This window comes from Nocardia yamanashiensis NBRC 100130 (genome assembly GCF_001613325.1).
Classification (GTDB): domain Bacteria; phylum Actinomycetota; class Actinomycetes; order Mycobacteriales; family Mycobacteriaceae; genus Nocardia; species Nocardia yamanashiensis.
Genome location: NZ_BDCD01000002.1, coordinates 324,058 through 341,215 on the forward strand (window position 1 = coordinate 324,058; position 17,158 = coordinate 341,215).

Consider the following 17,158-nt stretch of genomic DNA (forward strand, 5'->3'; position numbering starts at 1 on the left):
TAGGTGTCAGGCCGGTTCCCGGCCGGTCAGGCAATACGCCTGCCCGGCCGGATCAGCCATGACCAGCCAATGGCGACCGCGCTCCACCTGCCGCGCGCCCAGCTTCTCGTGCCAGGCGCCGGTGGCCTCGATATCGGTGCACGCCAGATCCACATGCGCCGACGTCGGCCGGTCTTCCGTAAGCCGTTGCAGCAGCATGCCGATGGGCAGCCGCGGATCGGCGGTGAGCCGGGAGAATTCGGGCAGGCTACCCGCTGTCCAGTGCCACCCGGTCACTTCGGTCCAGAACCGGACCTCGTCCTCGTAGTCGGACGCGCCGATATCCACGCACACCTGATCCAGCCGGCTGCGATCGCCCGCCGGACCACGCACGGTCGGCGCGAGCTCACCCGCGCCGCGCCCGGACGGGGTGAAGCAGAACGTCATGCCGTGCGGCGATTTCAGGACCATGTAGTCCGGATGCTCCAGCACCAGCGTGGCCCCCAGGCCGATCGCACGCTCGGTCGCGGCGGCGACATCGTCCACGTCCAGATCGAGATGCACCCGGGCCGCGTCCGGCACCGCCTGCATCTTCACCGTCGCCCCGCCCGAATCCGGTAGCAGCGTCACGAATTCGGAGTTCTCGCCGCGTTTCGCCGAGACGGTGGTGCCGGTCACCGCCGACCAGAACTCGGCGCATTCGTCGAATTGCGCGGCGGGACGGTCCAGGAACGCCCACATCCAGCGAATCGTCATGCTGTCTCCCATCTTTCGCGAATAGCCGTCTCGACGCTAATGCGCCCGGAAGGTCTTGCGGTAGACCTGCGGCGACACCCCGACCTCGGCGCGCATGTGATGGCGCAGCGAGGCGGCGGTGCCCATGCCGGCCGACCGGGCCACGGCATCGACGGCCAGATCGGTGGACTCCAGCAGGTGCCGGGCGTGCCGCAACCGCTGTTGCAATACCCACGCGCCGGGCGCCATCCCGGTCTCGGCCTTGAACCGGCGGGTGAAGGTGCGCACGCTCATACACGCGTGCGTGGCAAGGGAATTCAGGTCCAGTTCGTGATCGAGATGGCGCAGCGCCCACATCCGGGTGGGCGCGGTGCCGTCGGCGCCCGGCTCGGGCAGATGCCGTTCGATGAACTGCGATTGCCCGCCCTCGCGCCACGGCGGCACCACGCAGTAGCGGGCCGAGCGATTGGCCACCGCGCTGCCGTGATCGGAGCGGATGAGATGCAGGCACAGGTCGATGCCCGCGGCCAGACCCGCTGCGGTCCAGAGGTTTCCGTCCTGGACGAAGAGCTGGTTCTCGTCCAGCCGCACCCGCGGATACAGCGAGCGGAACATGTCGGCGAACTTCCAGTGCGTGGTGGCGTGACGATCGTCGAGCAGGCCGGCCGCACCGAGCACGAACGCGCCGGTGCAGATCGAGACGATGCGGGCATCGGGCCGGATGGTGGCCAGGGCCTCGGCGAGTTCCGGCGGCAGGATGCCCTGTGTGCGCGGGCCGGGGATCTGGGTGCCCGGGATGATCACCGTGTCCGCGCGGGCCAACAGTTCCGGGCCGAAGGCGGGCACGATGCCGTAACCGGTGGTGGACTGGACGGTTTCGCGGCTGACGCCGCAGATGTGCACTTCGTACAGCGGATTCCCGTCGGCGTCCTTGGCCGAGCCGAGCACGGTGGGGGGAATCGTCATATCGAAGCCCACGATGGGCTCGAGCGCGAGCACGGCGACCAGATGCGGCACGGCGCCTCCTCGAATGGTTGGCCAGATCTTGACGCATTGTGGCATCCAGGCCACTCGATCGCCAGCCCGTCATCCGGCACGCTTCAGCGGTGAGTGAAATCCGGACCGATCCCGCCTTCGAATCGCAGCCCGGCGCACCGGCATCGCCCCACACGGTCGACGGCAGCGCGCCGCACGGCGGGGACCAGAAACCGTCCAGGCGATTGCATCCGGCCTGGATCGTCGCGGCCGTCGGCTTCGTCGCGCTGATCGGCGCGGCCGGATTCCGTTCCGTGCCGAGCGTGCTGATGGATCCGCTGCATCGGGAATTCGGCTGGTCGCACGGCACCATCGGCGCGGCGGTATCGGTCAATGTGCTGCTCTACGGCCTCATTTCACCGTTCGCGGCCGCGCTCATGGACCGCTTCGGGATCCGCCGGGTGGTGGCGTGCGCGCTGCTGCTCATCGCCGCGGGCAGTGGACTCACGGTGTTCATGACCCAGCCCTGGCAACTGATGGCGACCTGGGGTCTGCTGGTCGGCATCGGCGTCGGATCGATGTCCATGCCGTTCGTGGCGACCATCACCGGGCGCTGGTTCGTGCAACAGCGCGGCCTGGTCACCGGTGTGCTCACCGCGGCCGGCGCGACAGGCCAGCTGATCTTCCTGCCGCTGGTGGCGCGCCTGGCCAATGAACACGGCTGGCGCACACCGGCTCTGGTGGTGGCCGGGCTGGCGCTGGCGGTGGTGCCGCTGGTGCTGCTGTTCATCCGCGATTTCCCCAGTGATCTGGGCGTCACCGCCTACGGCGCGGAACCGGGCAGCCAGGTCGGGGTCCGCACCACCGCGAAAGGCGGCGCGTCGCGGGCGCTGACCGTGCTGTTCACCGTGGCCCGCAAACCCGTGTTCTGGTTCCTGGCGGGCGGATTCGCCATCTGTGGCATGTCCACCAACGGTCTTATCGGCACCCATTTCGTGAGCGCCGCCCACGATCACGGCATGCCCGCCACCACCGCCGCGGGATTGCTCGCCCTGGTCGGCGTTTTCGATGTGGCCGGCACCATCGCCTCGGGCTGGCTCACCGACCGCGTCGATTCCCGCTACCTGCTGGTCGGCTACTACACCCTGCGCGGCCTGTCGCTGCTGATCCTGCCCGCCCTGTTCGCGCCGGACGTGGAACCGAGCATGTGGGCGTTCATCATCTTCTACGGCCTGGACTGGATCGCCACCGTCCCGCCCACCGTGGCCCTGTGCCGCGAGCATTTCGGCGACGACGGCCCCGTGGCGTTCGGCTGGGTCTTCGCCTCCCATCAGGTCGGCGCGGCCGTCGCGGCCTTCGGCGCGGGCGTGATTCGCGACCTGAATGGCAGCTACACCCTGGCCTGGTACATCGCGGGCGCGCTGTGCGGGGTGGCGGCCCTCATGTCCGCGAGCATCCGCCGCAAGCCCGCGACCTCACCCGTCGATGGCGTTGTGCGGGCGTGACTCCAATTCCTTCTGATTCCGCCGCCCGTCCCACCGGCTGGGCTCGTCCTTGGTCCGCGGCGGCCGGTCGTTCGCGATCAGCACCGCGATCCAGGGCAGCGGAATCGACACCCCGATGATCAGCAGCGAGATGACCCAGTTCCCCCACAGCGAGTAGGCCACCGCCGACAGCACCAGGCACGGAATCCGGAACGCCATAATGATCGTGTACCGCTTCACCCGGTCGTGATGCTGCTGCTCGAGCGACGTCGCGGCCTCGGTGATCAGCGCCGGGTGGTCCTTCTCACCCGGGAAATACCCCTGGGAAGGCCGCTCGGGCTTGGGAACCGAACCAGCCGGGCGGAATTCGAACTGTGGGCGATCGCCGCCACCTGGTACTTCGGCCTGGGATTCGCCGTCACCTTGCATACCCCCGAGTCTTCCACTACGACGCGTAGGATGCACATGCCGCCGGCGATCGCATCTCATTTGGCATCATGTACTGGTGAGCACAGACACCCTCGTACGCCCGGATACGACCACCGACGAGTCGACCGACAACGACACCCCCAAGGTCTTCCACTACGTCAAGAAGAACAAGATCGCCGAAAGCGCGGTCATGGGCACCCACGTAGTAGCCCTCTGCGGTGAAGTCTTCCCGGTCACCAAGTCCCCCAAGCCCGGCTCCCCGGTCTGCCAGGAGTGCAAGCGCATCTACGAAATGATGAAGAAGTGACGCGCTAGGACCAGGCATTTCGCCCGCTCGATGGGCGTTTTGTGGCTGTGGAGTGCCACTTTGAGTGCCACTTCCAGCGGGTTCCAAAGTGGCCCGTTGCGGCCGATTCCTTCTTCATCGGTGGGTGGATGATGAAGGACTGGCTGTTTCTGCTGTTCAAGGCGTTGTGTGCGGCTTCGTTGGGTCGCGGAGTGCCATTTTGATGTTCTTCATCAGCTCCTGGAGGTGGTTCCGGCAACAGAAACGGCAACCTGACAGGGTGAGTGTCATTTTCGGTGCGTTCCAAAGGCTTCGGTGGTTTGTTGGCCTCAGTGCTGTCGACCATGGTGATCCCACGTCAAGGCATACGGCGATCCTGAAGGCGTATTTTGCTCGTCCTGTTCGGGAGGACCACGTTGTGCGTGCTCGTTCTGCAAAGGATGGGAGTTCGCTCGTGACGCTGGACGTGCTCCGACAACGCACTAGCCGCGACCCGGGCGTTCAGGAACTCGCGCGATTCGAGTGGGGGTGGCGGTTTTGGCTGTTGGTCGTCGTTTCAGTTGCAGGGGAGCGGTTCTCGACTGTGCTTGGCCGGAGGAGGGGCCCGGAATGTCGGGATGTGGCGGGAACCGCAGTGCCATTTTGAGTGCCATTTTGCGGCCGGAACGGTGGGAATCGAAGGGTTTCAGTCGGCTTGGATGGGATGCGTTGAGATGGTGAAATGGCAGGTCAGAATAGGTAGAACCCCCAAGATCGCCCGGTCAGCGGATGATCTTGGGGGTTCAGTGGGTGGATGCTGAAAGACTGACTGTTTCTGCTGTTCAGGGAGCTATGCGTGGCTTTGTTCGGGCGGAGGGTACCTTTTGATGTCATCCGCTCGGATATCCGGAGAGCCTGGCCGCGGCACCCTCCTGCATCGCGGGCACCACGCGCAGCGCGAGCATGCCGATTTCCAACGTCCACTTCGGCTGAATCGGTGCTCGCCGGTGCGATTCCATCAAATGAGCGGTTCGCACCGGCGTCGGCCCCGGACGATGCGGTCGACCGCAACGGCGGACACGGATGGCGAATCGTGTTGGAGGAATTCCTGGAAACCAACTCGAATCACCATCTGCCCGTTTGTATCTCGAAGCCCGCGAACTTCTAGTGATCTGAGGTATTGGGCGGGGAGTTGACACTCGGCGTGCACGCGGTCCGCTGTCGTGCCGGGGCACGGAGTCGGTCCTGATCCGGTTGGTGAGGTCCTCGGGTGGTCTCAGGTCGCGGTGAACCGGAACGCGCGCCAGATTGCTGACAGATTGCTATGGTGGGCGAATTGCTCACTGTGAAGCCCGGTGTGCCCGGCTAGGCGATGTATTGAGCGCGGGTAGCGCGTGATTGCCTACCAGGTCCTGTGCCCGGCTGATGCTCGAGCGACTGTGGTTCATCTCGCGAGAGATCTGCGAGTCACGGCGCCGCGCAGGGTCCTGGGCGCATATGAGTTCTGCGACCTGGTGTCAGGATTTACCAGCAGCCGTGGGCTGATCTGCGTGCGCACATCGTGTGCGGGCTCTTCGCCTGCTACAAGATCTCTCGCGACGCCATCTTCCTCGACGCTCTGCCGCACAACCCTGCTGGGAAGGTACTCAAACGTAACTTCCACGACAACCCCGGCCCGAGCGAATCTATTCGTCCATGACCGGGCAGATTCGGCAACCTGACAGGGCGAATCGGTGGGACCTGGGAGGAAAGCAGTGCCATTTTGAGTGCCATTCTGCGGCCGGAATGGTGGGAATCCAGAGGTTTCGGCCCCGCCACCATGCGACGAAGGCCCTGGTGGATCGACTCACACGCCATATCTGGGTAGTCCCAGTCGCTGCCGTCCGTGTTCTTGCGGCGGCCCAATTTCTCGAACTTCGAACCGGACCCGGCGCTAGCTCCGGTGGTACGGCGCATCGACGAGTGGCGGTGCATCGTGCGCCTGACCTATCGAGAGTTGGAGGGCTGCGTTGTAGTCATTGCCTGGGGTGCCAGCGACGCGATTCCGCCTGGTGCATTTTCGCGTCCGGCCCGTGCCCTGGAACTGAAAGTTCACAGAGCACGGGCTCGGCTTCTGTCGTCAGTCGCGGAGGGAAACAGGCACCTGGAATCGGTCGCCGTACTTGGCAGCGAGTTCGTCGGCGCGACGTACGAACGCGGCCCTGCCCTCGGCGGCGTAGCCGGAGATGAACTGGTGCACACCACCGGTCCATGCCGGATAGCCGATTCCGAAGATCGAGCCGATATTGGCGTCGGCCGAGGCGGTGAGCACGCCCTCGTCGAAACACTTCTGGGTTTCGATGGCCTCGACGAACAGCATCCGGTCGATGAGATCACGGATCGGCGTGGTCTCGCCTGCGGTCGTGTTGTAGCGCGTGCGCAGGCCCGGCCACAACCTGAGTCGCTTGCCGTGTTCGTCGTACTCGTAGAAGCCCGCCTTCTCGAGTCGGCCGGGACGGCCCTGCTCCAGCATGAACTCCATGACGTGGTGGGCGGGGTGGTCCGACGGCAACGTCGCGTCGCCGCGTTCCGCGGCTTCGCGGGCCTCGAGCGCGACCTTCTGCATGAGCTTCAAGTTGAGCTCGTCGGCGAGTTGCAGTGGGGCGGCGGGGTATCCGGCTTGCGAACCGGCTTGTTCGATGGTCGCCGGTTCGATGCCCTCGGCCAGCATCGCGATCGCCTCGTGGATGAAGGTGCCGATGACACGTGAGGTGAAGAATCCACGGCTGTCGTTGACGACGATCGGCGTCTTGCGGATCGACAGGGTGTAGTCGAAGACGCGGGCCAGGGCTTCGTCGGAAGTCTGCTCACCCCTGATGATTTCGACGAGCGGCATCTTGTCGACCGGTGAGAAGAAGTGGATGCCGATGAAATCCTGCTGACGCTTCACCCCGGTCGCGAGTCCGGTGATCGGCAGGGTGGAGGTGTTCGATCCCAGAAGCGCGTCCGGCTCGACGATGTCCTCGATCTCTTGGAACACCTTGTGTTTGAGTTCGGTGTTCTCGAAGACTGCTTCGATGACGAAGTCGACGCCTGCGAGGTCGGCTGCCGATGCTGTCGGGGTGATGCGGTCCAGGAGCGTTTTCGACTTCTGCTCGGTGGTCTTGCCCCGGGCGAGCGCTTTGGCCTCGAGCTTCTCGCTGTAGTTCTTGCCGCGCTCGGCAGCTTCGAGCGTGACGTCCTTGAGGACGACTTCGTAGCCTGCCTGTGCGGAGACGTAGGCGATGCCCGCGCCCATCATGCCCGCGCCGAGGACGCCGATCTTCCGGATTTCGCGTGTGCGAACGCCTTTCGGGCGGGAGCCGCCATTGTTGATCGACTGCAGGTCGAGGAAGAACGCCTGCATCATGTTCTTCGCGACCGGGCCGGTCACCAGGGAGACGAAGTAGCGCGACTCGATCAGCGACGCGTCGTCGAAACCGACCTGCGAGCCCTCTACCGCGGCCGCCATGATGGCCCGCGGTGCGGGCATGTTCGTGCCCTTGAGCTGCTTGCGCAGGTTGGCCGGGTAGGCGGGGAGGCTCGCCGCGAGCGCGGGCGTCGACGGATCGCCGCCCGGGATCTTGAATCCCTTGGCGTCCCACGGTTGCACGCACCGGTCCGGGTTCGCCTTGATCCACGTCTTCGCGGCGGGCACGAGCTCCTCGACGGAGGCGACCAGCTCGTCGACCAGCCCGAGATCCTTCGCTTTCGCCGGGCTGTGGCGCGGGCCCTGCAGCAGCACGCCCATCAGTGCGTTCTGGATGCCGAGCATCCGCACGGTGCGAGTGATGCCGCCGCCTGCCGGAAGCAGCCCGAGGGTGACTTCCGGCAGGCCGATCTGGCTGCCTTTCACCTCGGCCGCGATGCGGTGGTGGCAGGCGAGCGCGATCTCGAGGCCGCCGCCGAGCGCCGCACCGTTGACGGCCGCGACGACCGGCTTGCCGAGTAGTTCGAGCCGGCGCAGCGCTCCCTTGATCTGGGCGAGCTCATCCATGACCGCCTGCGCCTGGTCCGGCGTAGTACGGATCATGTCCTTGATGTCCCCGCCCGCGAAGAAGGTCTTCTTCGCCGAGGTGAGCACGACGCCGGTGATGTCGTCGCGCTCGGCTTCGAGCCGGTCGACCGTCGCGGTCATCGACGCCTTGTACAAGTCGTTCATGGTGTTGGCGCCCTGATTCGGGTCGTCCATGGTCAGCACGACGATGCCGTCGGCGTCGCGCTCCCAGCCGATCATGTTGTCCGTCATGGCGAATCAAACCCTCTCGATGATCGTGGCGACGCCCATACCGCCCGCCACACAGAGCGTGAGCAGCGCGTACCTGCCGTTGCGGCGCTCGAGCTCGTCGATCATGGTGCCGGTGATCATCGCGCCGGTAGCGCCGAGCGGATGGCCCATCGCGATCGCGCCGCCGTTGACGTTCAGCTTCTCGTCCGGGATGTTCAGATCCCTCTGGTACTTCAGGACGACAGCGGCGAACGCCTCGTTGATCTCGAAGAGATCGATGTCCTCGACCGTCAATCCCGCGAGGGCGAGCGCCTTCTCGGTGGCCGGTGTCGGACCGGTCAGCATGATGGTGGCGTCCGCGCCGCTGACCGCGGTCGCGACGACGCGGGCCCGCGGGGTCAGGCCCGAGGCCCGCCCGGCTTCCTCGGTACCGAGCAGCAGCAGCGCTGCGCCGTCGACGATGCCCGAGCTGTTACCGCCGTGGTGCACGTGCTCGATCCGTTCGACCCAGTGGTACTTCTGCAGCGCCACCGCGTCGAATCCGCCCGTCTCGCCGAGGGCGGCGAAGGAAGGCTTCAGTTTCGCGAGATCCGCGGCGGTGGTGCCGGGACGCATGTGCTCATCGTGGTCGAGCACGATCAGGCCGTTGATGTCCTTGACCGGGACCACACTCTTGGCGAAGTAGCCGCCGGTCCAGGCTGCGTGCGCGAGTTCCTGCGAGCGCGCCGCGTAGGTATCGACGTCTTCGCGGCTGAAGCCTTCCATGGTGGCGATCAAGTCGGCGCCGATGCCCTGCGGCGCGAAACCGATGTCGTAGTTGGTCGCCGGATCGGCCACGATGGCCCCGCCATCCGAGCCCATCGGGACCCGCGACATGGACTCGACGCCACCGGCGAGCACGAGATCGTCGAAGCCCGAACGGACCTTCTGCGCGGCCAGATTGACCGTCTCGAGGCCCGACCCGCAGAAGCGGTTCAGCTGCACGCCGCCCACCGTGTTCGGCATCTTCGCGGCGAGGACCGCGGTGCGCGCGATGTCACCGCCCTGGTCGCCGAGCGGGGAGACGACGCCGAGCAGGACGTCGGAGATGCGATCCTCGTCCAGATCGGGGAATCGGCTCCGGAGTTCCTCGATCAGCCCGACGACCAGATCGACAGGCTTCACCGAATGCAGTGCGCCCTTTTTGACTTTGCCGCGTGGCGTACGGAGCGCCTCGAATATGAATGCCTCGGTCGGCACGTCGTAGTTCCTTTCGGTCGCAAGGGATGGACCGCTCGCGATGCTAACAGAGTGGCCGTACGGACGGTCAGTATGTCACTCTGGGATCGTGCTGAAGAACGTTGATCCCACGACCTGTCTGACCACAGACCTGCTCGACGAGGCGCTCGCGGGCGTTCGGGGCGATGCGAAGGTCGTCGGATTGTCGAGCGTCGCGGTCGGCACCGGTCAGGTGGCGGTGAGCGTGCGGCTCACCATCGACTACGACCGGCCGACGGTGGCGCCTCGGCGCCTGATCGCGAAGTTCGCCGACCCGGATCCCGAACGCCGGCGACAAGTGCGGCGGGAGGGCGCATACGAACGAGAGGTGCGCTTCTATCGTGAGCTCGCGCCGCGGGTGCAGGTGTGCACACCGAACGTCCACGCGGCCGAATTCTCCTCCGGGACAGGTGATTTCCTGCTGCTGCTCGAGGATCTGACCCCCGCGCGGCAGGGTGACCAGTTGGCCGGCTGCACCGCCGAAGTAGCTGCCACGGCGATGGACCAGATCGCCGGCCTGCATGCTCCGTGCTGGGGTGAGGACCGCTGGCGGGAGCTGCCGTGGCTGCGCCGGGATCGACCCGGTATCGCCGCGGTGACCCCGCGCCTGTGGGCGGGCTTTCAAGACCGGTACTCGGGGCTGATCAGTGAGGAGATCCGCTGTGCCGGGGAACTTTTCGTCGAACACCTCGACTCCTGGCTGTCGTGTGAGACAGGCCATCGAACCGTGGTGCATCGTGACTTCCGGTTGGACAATGTCCTGATCGGAGAACAGGGCTCGATGGCCGTCGTCGACTGGCAGACGTGCGCTATCGGGTCCGGTCCGGAGGACGTGGCCTACTTTCTCGGTAGCGGTCTGCCTGCCGAGCTGCGGCACACGCTGGAGGAAGACCTGGTCAGGCGCTACCACGACCGCATTGTCGAGCTCGGCGTCGGCGGCTATTCGTGGGCCGAGTGCTGGCGGGACTACCGCCGTGGCGCGTGGCACGGAATGCTGATGTCGATCAATGCCGCCATGCTCGCCCGGCGCACGGAACGTGGGGATCGGATGTTTCTCACCATGGCGCAGCGATACGCGCGCCAGGTGCTCGAACTGAACTCGGCGGAGGCGCTGTCGTGAATCGTGAGCTGGGCTGCTATCTGCTCGCGGGCGCGAGCGCCGATCCGCGCAAGATCATCGAGGAAGTCCATGCCGCGGAGGAGTTGAACCTCGGCACGGCCTTCCTGTCCGAGCGGTTCGACGTCAAGGAGGCCGTCACGCTGTCCGGGGCCGCCGGCGCCGCCTCCGAGCGCATCCGGATCGCCACGGCGGCAACCAATCACAACACCCGCCATCCCATGGTGACCGCCTCCTACGCGACCACGATGCATCGGCTGACCCGGGGGCGCTTCATGCTCGGACTCGGGCGCGGTGGCGCACAGGCCTTCGCTGCCTGGAACCTCCCCGCGGTGACGACCGCGCAACTGGAGGATTTCGCCGGCCTCATGCGGCGGCTGTGGCGCGGCGAGACCGTCCGTGATCACGACGGCCCGGCAGGTCGCTACACCCGCCTGCGGCTCGATCCGCGCTTCGACGAGCCGATTCCACTCGGCTTGGTGGCCTTCGGCCCGCAGACTCTCGCGCTCGGCGGCCGGGCGTTCGACGAGGTCGTGCTGCACACCTACTTCACCGACGAGACCTTGGCGCGTTCGGTGCGCATTGTGAAGGAGGCGGCCGAACGCGCGGGGCGGGATCCGGCGTCGGTGCGGGTGTGGTCCTGCTACGCGACCATCGGTGACCACATTCCGGAGTCCCGCCGCCTGCGTGCGACCGTCGGCAGGCTGGCGACCTACCTCCAGCTCTACGGGGACCTGCTGGTCTCCACCAATCGCTGGGATCCCGTTGTCCTCACCCGTTTTCGATCCGATCCGGTGGTCGCCGGCGTTCGTGGGGCGATCGACGCGGTCGCGAGTGATGATCAGCTCGAGCACATTTCGGGTCTACTGCCCGCGGAATGGCTGAGCGCCGCGGCGCGGGGGAGCGCGCGGCAGTGCGCGGCGGCCGTCCGCGCCCAGTTGAGCGCGGGCGCGGACGCTGTGATCATGCACGGTGCCACGCCGAGCGAGCTGGCGCCGGTGGTCGCCGCCTACCGGGAATCCGCTGCCGGGTAGCGCTCCGAAGTCATTTCGCCCCAGGATGATTCAGTGGTGACCGGCGAGCCACGCCTGTGCGTTGGCGAAGAAGTCGGGGTGGCAGATCAACTCGGCCTGGGCTCGGGGCTCGATATCGAGCAGGGTGGTCTCGAGGTCGGCGCGCACCGACAGGCGCAGGGTTTCCTTGATCGTGCGCGACGCATGGGCGGGGATGCGCGCCCACCGTTCGGCGAGCTCGATAGAGGCCGCGAGCGCATCGTCGGCGACCCGGCTGACCAGGCCGAGGCGCAAGGCCGCATCCGGGCCGATGGGTTCGCAGCTCAGCAGCAATTCGAGTGCGGCAGCGTGCCCGATGGTGGCTGGAAGGGTATGGGAGACACCGGTATCCGGCCCGATCGCCATCCTGGCGAAGGTCGCTCCGAACTTCGCGCCCGGCCCGGCGATGCGCAGGTCGCAACCCAGCGCCATACCGAGGCCGCCGCCGATGGCCGGGCCGTTGACCGCGGCGATCGTGGGTTGCGGTAGCCGAGCCAGTTCCAGCGAGAAGCTGTGCAGCTCCCGCATCCACGCGATGGTGGCGTCCACCTCGCGCGGCGCCATCTCATCCAGGCTGCTCAGATCCATGCCGGTGCAGAAGCCGCGCCCTGCGCCGGTCAGAACCACTACTCGCGTCTCCGGATCCTCGGCCACCGGGCGGATCGCCTGTGTCACCAGGGGAATGCTCGATGGGTTCATGGCATTGAGCCGCGCCGGGCGGTCGAGTACCACCACCGTGACCCCCTCGGTCGGCCGCTCGATTCGGACGACATTCTGCTGTGTCGATACCGGGTCGGACATCGAAGCTCCCATTATTGACTGTACGTGCGGTTAGTTTTAGTCTTGCCACGTGACCGCGCTCACGTCAAGCGTGGTCGGGCTGATGCTGAGTACAAGGGAGTGCCGCATGCCGAAATTCAAGAAAGCCCCGCCGGACGCCGGATGCAGCGGAATTTTGGCGCACCCGGAACCGCGGGAGGCTCGAACGGTGTACTCCGCGGACGGAACCGCGCTGCATGTTCGCGAGTACGGGCACCCGGCACTGGACCCGATCGTGCTGGTCCACGGGTGGTCGGTCGCCATCGAGTTCTGGAATCCGCAGATCAACGCACTGGCGAGCGGCAACCGAGTGATCGCCTACGATCAGCGCGGCCATGGCCGCAGCGACGCGGGTACGCGCCCGTTCAGCGACCGTGTGCTCGCGGAGGATCTGTCGGCCGTGCTGGCCGCGACGATCGTGCCCGAAGCGCCCGCCACGGTGGTCGGGCACAGCATGGGCGGTGCGTCGGTGCTCGCCTGGGCGAAGTATTTCCGTGACGATGTCCTGCGCTACGTGGATTCGGCCCTGCTCGCCAACACCGCGACCGGGCTGTCGGAGGGCCCGGAAAGCATGAGCAGGCATCAGGATCGCTTGTCGCGGTGGCTGACCGCCATGGCTATCGCGCCCTTGCCCGCGCCGCCGCGCCGGTTGACCAGGTCGATGGTCCGCAGGACTGCGCTGACCCCGCAAGCGCCGTCGAACATGGTCGACTTCGTTCAGCGGTTGGGTGCGACCTGCCCTCGGCGGGTGCGGTCGCAGTGGGCCAAAGTGGTGCAGCGCATCGACGCTTCGGAGGGTGTAAAAGCACTGCGGGTGCCGACAACCGTGCTGTACGGCGCTCTCGACGGCCTGCTGCCGCCACGTGAATCGGCGCGCACTGCGGAACTGTTCCGCGCGGCCGGGCACCTCGACCGGGAAGTCGTACTGGCCGACAGCGGGCACAGCAGCAATATGCAGAACGCCGACGACTTCAATGCCGAGATCGTTCGCCTGCGTGGATTGTCGTCACGGCCGATCGGCCTGACCAGCTTCTGACGCCGTTTCCCGGGCCGACTGTACGAACGGTCACAGAGGCCGCCGCGAACTGACAAAAGTCCTTCAATACAGTGATTCACCAGGAGTATCCGTGCCCGATCCACAGACCATGCCACAGGCATTCCAGCGCCAGGTGGCCGCCCACCCCGATACCGTCGCACTTCGCAGCTACGACGGTGCGAAGAGCTATACGTGGGCCGAGTTCGATGCCGAAGTGCGCCGTATCGCCGGCGGGCTGGCGGCCCTCGGACTCCGTCGAGGTGACGTTTTCGCCTCCCTGCTCACCAACCGGCCCGAGTTCAACCTCGCTGAGATGGCCGCCAACCATCTTGGCGCGACGACCTTCTCGATCTACAACACCTCCGCCCCCGAGCAGATCAACTATCTGCTCGCCCACTCGGGTGCGAGGATCCTCGTGACCGAGCGCCAGTACCTTGCCAGGCTGCACGAGTCCGGCGCCGACATCGACCACGTCCTGGTCGTGGAGGACGGCGACCTCGACAGGCTCGAACCCACACCGGATTTCGACTTCGAAGCAGCGTGGAACGCGGTACTGCCCGACGATGTGCTGTGCATGATCTACACCTCCGGCACCACCGGTCCGCCGAAGGGCGTCGAGCACACCCACCGCGGTGTGCTGGCGATGGCGGCAGCGGTCACGAGTGCTTTCCCGCTCGAAAGCGGTGACCGCGTCATCTCGTATCTGCCGTCGGCACACGCCGCCGACCGATGCGTCACTTACTACTTCGGTGTCGTCTACGGCGTTCGACTGACGACCCTCAATGATCTGTCCAAGCTGCCGCAGACGCTGGCGCAGGTGCGGCCGACGGTGTTCTCGGCAGTTCCGCGCGTGTGGGAGAAGCTCAAGGCGGGCGTGGAATTGCAGCTCGCGGGTGATGACCAGTTGCGTGCCGGATTCGAGGCCGACGTTCCGCAGGTGATCGACGCGATCCGCGCCGAGCTCGGACTCGACCAGGTGCGGTGGGCGATGTCCGGTGCTGCGGCCTGCCCGCTGGGCGTCTTCGATTTCCTGCGAAAGCTACGCATTCCGGTCACCGACATCTGGGGCATGTCCGAGATCGGCCTGGCCACCGCCGCACCGCCGGAACTGGCCAAACCCGGCACCATCGGCACCCTGCTGCCCGGCTACGAAGGCCGGGTGCTCGAGGACGGCGAGCTGTTGATCCGCGCGCCGTTCACCATGAAGGGCTATCGCAACGACCCGGTGCAGACCGCCGAGGCCAAGGATGCCGACGGCTGGGTACACACCGGCGACGTGGTGACGGTGGACGATGAGGGTTACTACACCATCGTCGACCGCAAGAAGGAGCTCATCATCAACGCGGGCGGCAAGAACATGTCGCCCAGCAATATCGAGAGCGCCATCTCCACCTCCTCGATCCTCATCGACAAGGTGATCGCGATCGGTGACGGGCGGCCCTACAACGTCGCCCTCATCACGCTGGACGGCGCAGCGGTGCCGGCGTTCGCGGAGAAGTTCGGGATCGAACCCGATCCGGCAGTGCTGGCCAAGGACGCCCGGGTGCTCGAGGTCGTGCGGCAAGGCGTGGACCAGGGCAATGCCAAACTCGCCCGGGTGGAGCAGATCAAGAAATTCGCCGTGCTCCCGACTCTCTGGAACGAGGGCGGGGACGAGCTGACCCCGACCGGAAAGTTGCGGCGCAAGCCCATCAACGCCAAGTACGCGGCGGATATCGAAGCGCTGTACGCCGAATGATGTTGTCCGCGAACAGGTTGTGAACCATCCGAGGAAGGGAGGCCCGGGTGGTTCTGTATACGGAGACCGACGAGTCGATCCATCGAGCGCGTGCCCTGCGTGGCGCGGTCGAGCCGTTCGCCGGGCAGGTGTACTTCGCGCCGGAGTGCCACGCCGCCTACGAACGTCTCGGTTTCGCGCCCGGCGGATCACTGGGCAATGTCCGGACCCCTGATGCTGCAGCGTATTTCACGAGTCGCGGCGCGGCGATGGGCCAGGTCGCCGGCCACGTGGTCGCCGCGGCCTTCGCAGTGTTCGAGCCGGGCGTTGTCATGGCGGGTGTCGAACAGGGTTGGCGGCTCACCGACGCGGCGACGATATCCGCGGCGCGTACCGCCGGCGCGATCGCACAACTCGAACGGGTGCTGGGACCGCGTCCCGCCGGGATCGAGCGCGTGGCCGCCCTGCTGGCGCGAGCGGTGGAACCGCTACGGCCGGAAGGGCGGCCGCTGTTCGCTGGTATGTGTTCGCTCGACCTGCCCGACGGACCGCTCGGTCGCGCCTGGCGGCTGGCCGATTGCTTGCGGGAGTATCGCGGCGACTCGCATACGGCGGCCTGGAATGCGGCCGGATACGACGCCGCCGAGATCGGTCTGGTCGGCGAGCTGGTGCGCGGGTTGCCCCCGCGTACTTACGTCCGGTCGCGCGGTTGGACGACGCGGCAGCTCGATGCGGCGCACGAGCGACTGATGGCACGTGGCCACGTCGATGCCGAGGGGCTCACCGCGGCGGGCGTGCGGGCGCGGGAAGCCGTCGAGATCGCGACGGATCGGCAATTGCACAGCGCGACAGAGGCATTGGGTGACGACCTCGACGAGCTCATCGGTGTGCTGGAAGCCTGGGGCGCGGCGCTGAAGGTGGGCAGCTATCCCGATCTGAGCGGTGCGGCTCGGTTCGAGTCGGCCCGGATCGTCAGCTACGGAACGGGTTCGAGCGAATGATCACCGATGCCGAAGTCAGTGCCCGAGCGCGCGCCTTGTGGGCCGCACTCGAGCCGTTCGCCGGGCAGGTGTACTTCTCCGCCGAAGCGAATGCCGAATACACGGCGCTCGGATTCGGCGCGGGCCGCGGGGCGCTGCCCGGCGGCGTGCAGACCTCGAATCGCGATGCGTACAACACCAGTCGCGGCTCGGCCCTCGGGTACGCCTCCGGCGCGGTCGTCGCCGCGGCGTTCGCCGTATTCGAACCGGACATGGTCACGGCAGCGGTCGAGCGTGGCTGGATGATCACCGATCCCGCCTCGATCGCCGCCGCCCGCCGGCGCGGGGCCACGAACTCTTTGCGCCGGATGATCGGCGCGAAACCCGGCGGCCTCGATCGCGTGATCGAACTGCTCACTCGCGCAATCGAACCCTTGCCGGTGGCGGGCCGGCCGCTGTTCGCCGGACTGTGCGCGCTCGATCTGCCCGGCGACCCACTCGGTCGGGCTTGGGTGCTGGCCGACCGGCTCCGTGAGTACCGCGGTGACTCGCACACCGCGGCCTGGCTCGCGGCGGGGTTCGACGCAGTCGAGATCGGGCTCCTCAGCGAGCGGTGGTGGGATTTGCCGCCCCGCACCTACATGCACACCAGGGCCTGGACCGACGCGCAACTAGATGCCGCCACGTGCCGCCTGCGCGAACGTGGCCTGCTCGACGGTGAACGGCTGTCCTCGGCCGGACGGGTGGCGCGTGAGGAGATCGAAACGGCAACCGACCGCCAGCTGCGACCTGCGATCGAGGCGCTGCGCGGCGACATCGGCGAGCTGCTCGATGCGGTCGGCCGCTGGAGCGCGGCGATTCAGGCCGCGGGAGGCTACCCCGACCTCTACGGCGCGCAGATCGCCGCACGGGCAGCGGCCCAGCGTCGGCAGCGGTAGGTCGCCCGTCGTCCCGGAGAGGCCACGACATAGCTATTGACTGTACGGGCGGTCAGTATCGTATTATGTGTGCAGTGCACACGAATCTCCGAAAGGTGTGGCAACGTGGCCTCTTTCTCCAGCGCGCCC

General features: G+C 66.6%; 14 protein-coding genes. 8 read left to right on the top strand and 6 right to left on the bottom strand.

Annotation, left to right across the window (positions count from 1 at the left end; translation table 11 throughout):
- Positions 1 to 6: 6 nt before the first annotated feature.
- A complete protein-coding gene (locus NY1_RS01600; RefSeq protein ID WP_067707025.1) occupies positions 7 to 735 on the bottom strand; it encodes a VOC family protein in 729 nt (242 codons plus the stop codon).
- 36 nt (positions 736 to 771) lie between these two features.
- Positions 772 to 1,680: a GlxA family transcriptional regulator gene (locus NY1_RS01605; protein ID WP_439955988.1), complete on the bottom strand. Its 909-nt coding sequence runs from the start codon at positions 1,678 to 1,680 to the stop codon at positions 772 to 774.
- Positions 1,681 to 1,820: 140 nt separating this feature from the next.
- On the opposite strand from NY1_RS01605, the gene NY1_RS01610 reads away from it, so the two are divergent.
- Positions 1,821 to 3,194, top strand: a complete 1,374-nt coding sequence (locus NY1_RS01610) for an MFS transporter (protein WP_084534521.1) — start codon at positions 1,821 to 1,823, stop codon at positions 3,192 to 3,194.
- On the opposite strand, the gene NY1_RS01615 is transcribed toward NY1_RS01610, so the two are convergent.
- Complete coding sequence (locus NY1_RS01615) at positions 3,165 to 3,602, bottom strand: DUF3099 domain-containing protein (RefSeq protein ID WP_084534522.1); 438 nt, start codon at positions 3,600 to 3,602, stop codon at positions 3,165 to 3,167. The genes NY1_RS01610 and NY1_RS01615 overlap by 30 nt on opposite strands.
- 76 nt (positions 3,603 to 3,678) lie before the next feature.
- Between NY1_RS01615 and NY1_RS01620 the strand changes: the two genes are divergently transcribed.
- Positions 3,679 to 3,909, top strand: a complete 231-nt coding sequence (locus tag NY1_RS01620; protein WP_067707030.1) for a DUF3039 domain-containing protein — start codon at positions 3,679 to 3,681, stop codon at positions 3,907 to 3,909.
- Between the two features lie 2,077 nt (positions 3,910 to 5,986).
- Here the strand turns inward: NY1_RS01620 and NY1_RS01625 are convergent.
- Complete coding sequence (locus NY1_RS01625) at positions 5,987 to 8,134, bottom strand: 3-hydroxyacyl-CoA dehydrogenase NAD-binding domain-containing protein (RefSeq protein ID WP_067707033.1); 2,148 nt, start codon at positions 8,132 to 8,134, stop codon at positions 5,987 to 5,989.
- Between the two features lie 6 nt (positions 8,135 to 8,140).
- Positions 8,141 to 9,352 (bottom strand): acetyl-CoA C-acetyltransferase, encoded by a 1,212-nt coding sequence (locus tag NY1_RS01630; protein WP_067707036.1) that lies wholly within the window; start codon positions 9,350 to 9,352, stop codon positions 8,141 to 8,143.
- Between the two features lie 88 nt (positions 9,353 to 9,440).
- Between NY1_RS01630 and NY1_RS01635 the strand changes: the two genes are divergently transcribed.
- Both NY1_RS01635 and NY1_RS01640 read left to right on the top strand, forming a co-directional pair.
- On the top strand, positions 9,441 to 10,490 hold the full coding sequence (locus tag NY1_RS01635; protein WP_169815289.1) for a phosphotransferase family protein: 1,050 nt from the start codon (positions 9,441 to 9,443) through the stop codon (positions 10,488 to 10,490).
- A complete protein-coding gene (locus NY1_RS01640; protein ID WP_084534525.1) occupies positions 10,487 to 11,521 on the top strand; it encodes a TIGR03857 family LLM class F420-dependent oxidoreductase in 1,035 nt (344 codons plus the stop codon). The genes NY1_RS01635 and NY1_RS01640 overlap by 4 nt, the downstream gene beginning before the upstream one ends.
- A 30-nt stretch (positions 11,522 to 11,551) precedes the next feature.
- On the opposite strand, the gene NY1_RS01645 is transcribed toward NY1_RS01640, so the two are convergent.
- Positions 11,552 to 12,340: an enoyl-CoA hydratase/isomerase family protein gene (locus NY1_RS01645; RefSeq protein WP_067707815.1), complete on the bottom strand. Its 789-nt coding sequence runs from the start codon at positions 12,338 to 12,340 to the stop codon at positions 11,552 to 11,554.
- A gap of 106 nt (positions 12,341 to 12,446) precedes the next feature.
- Here NY1_RS01645 and NY1_RS01650 point away from each other — a divergent pair, with 106 nt between their 5' ends.
- The 4 genes from NY1_RS01650 to NY1_RS01665 all read left to right on the top strand — a co-directional run bounded on the left by NY1_RS01650 (position 12,447) and on the right by NY1_RS01665 (position 17,029).
- On the top strand, positions 12,447 to 13,394 hold the full coding sequence (locus tag NY1_RS01650) for an alpha/beta fold hydrolase (RefSeq protein ID WP_169815290.1): 948 nt from the start codon (positions 12,447 to 12,449) through the stop codon (positions 13,392 to 13,394).
- A 91-nt stretch (positions 13,395 to 13,485) separates the two neighbouring features.
- Positions 13,486 to 15,132 (top strand): AMP-binding protein, encoded by a 1,647-nt coding sequence (locus NY1_RS01655; RefSeq protein WP_233434162.1) that lies wholly within the window; start codon positions 13,486 to 13,488, stop codon positions 15,130 to 15,132.
- Between the two features lie 47 nt (positions 15,133 to 15,179).
- Positions 15,180 to 16,112: an SCO6745 family protein gene (locus NY1_RS01660; protein ID WP_174567148.1), complete on the top strand. Its 933-nt coding sequence runs from the start codon at positions 15,180 to 15,182 to the stop codon at positions 16,110 to 16,112.
- The gene (locus NY1_RS01665) at positions 16,109 to 17,029 is read left to right on the top strand and encodes an SCO6745 family protein (RefSeq protein ID WP_067707041.1); all 921 of its coding nucleotides are present in this window, start codon (positions 16,109 to 16,111) and stop codon (positions 17,027 to 17,029) included. Before NY1_RS01660 ends, NY1_RS01665 begins: the two co-directional genes overlap by 4 nt.
- Positions 17,030 to 17,158: the final 129 nt, after the last annotated feature.